Below are 1,244 nucleotides of genomic sequence, written 5' to 3'. Positions count from 1 at the left end.
GACGAGACCGCGCAGGAGCCGCGGTCGGCCCGGACCGGTCCGGACGCGGACGGGCGGATGTCGTGGTCGAAGATCGCGGTGGGCAGGTAGAGCGAGCAGCAGGCGTTGGGGATGTCGACCACGCCGGAGACGCGGCCCTCGATCGGGGCGGCGCCGAGCAGCAGGTAGGCCTGGGGGCCGCTGTAGCCGAACTTCTCCAGGTAGCGGATCGCGTTCATGCAGGCGTTCTCGTAGGCCAGGGTGGCGTCGTTGTAGTGGTTGGTGTCGCTGCCGTGGTCGACGCTGATCCCGATGAAGGTGAGGAACTCCGAGTAGCGGGGCTCGACGTTGCCCGGCATCAGGATCGGGTTGGTCGTGACGCCGTAGGTCGCCATCCCGCCCTTGATCAGGTCGACGTGGAAGTCGATGAAGCCGCCCATCTCGATCGCGCCGCAGAAGGTGATCTCCCCGTCGCCCTGGGAGAAGTGCAGGTCACCGCCGGAGAACAGGGCGCCGGGCACGTGTACGGGGTAGAACACCCGGCTGCCGCGGGTGAAGTTCTTGATGTCGTGGTTGCCGCCGTTCTCCCGGGGCGGGACGGTGCGGGCGCCGTCGCGGCCGATCGCGGCGAGCGCGTCGCCGGTGGCGGTGCCGCCGAGGACGGATTCCTCCAGTGGCGGCAGCGCGAGCGGGGGGACGCGGTCGGGGTCGGTGGCGATCAGGGCGCGTTCGCGGGCGTTCCAGCGGGCCAGCAGCTCCGGTGAGGGGGCGGTGCCGAACAGGCCGGGGTGGGTGATGCCGGTGAACTTCACCCCGGGGATGTGGCGGGAGGTGGCGGCCTGGCCGGAGAAGTCCCAGATGGCCTTGTAGGCGTCGGGGAAGTGGTCGGTGAGGAACCCGCCGCCGTTGGCCTTGGAGAAGATGCCGGTGTAGCCCCAGCCCTGGCCGGGGGCGTCGCCGATCTCCTGGGGGACCGGGCCGAGGTCGAGGATGTCGACGACGAGCAGGTCGCCGGGTTCGGCGCCCTCGATCGCGATCGGCCCGGAGAGCATGTGCGCGCCGGACAGGTCGACGTCGCGGACGTCGTTGGCGGAGTCGTTGTTGCCGATCTGGCCGTCGGTCCATTCGCGGCACTCGACGCGGATCGAGGAGCCGGGCCGGACGGTGACGGCGGGCGGGATGTCGGGATGCCAGCGGTTGTGGCCGGGTACGGCCTGGTCGCGCATGGATCGTGCCTGGTCGACGGTGAACACCACATCGGGCAT

The 1,244-nt window shown here is 70.6% G+C and carries 1 protein-coding gene; it reads right to left on the bottom strand.

From position 1 onward, the window contains the following. Nucleotides 1–1,244 (bottom strand): formamidase (gene fmdA, locus PSD17_RS27675; RefSeq protein WP_013675887.1); only part of this gene is annotated, 1,244 nt, incomplete at both ends.

The organism is Pseudonocardia sp. D17, from assembly GCF_036984265.1.
GTDB lineage: Bacteria > Actinomycetota > Actinomycetes > Mycobacteriales > Pseudonocardiaceae > Pseudonocardia > Pseudonocardia benzenivorans.
The sequence above is the reverse complement of the archived record's forward strand: the minus strand, read 5'-3'. Positions and strand labels throughout refer to the sequence as shown.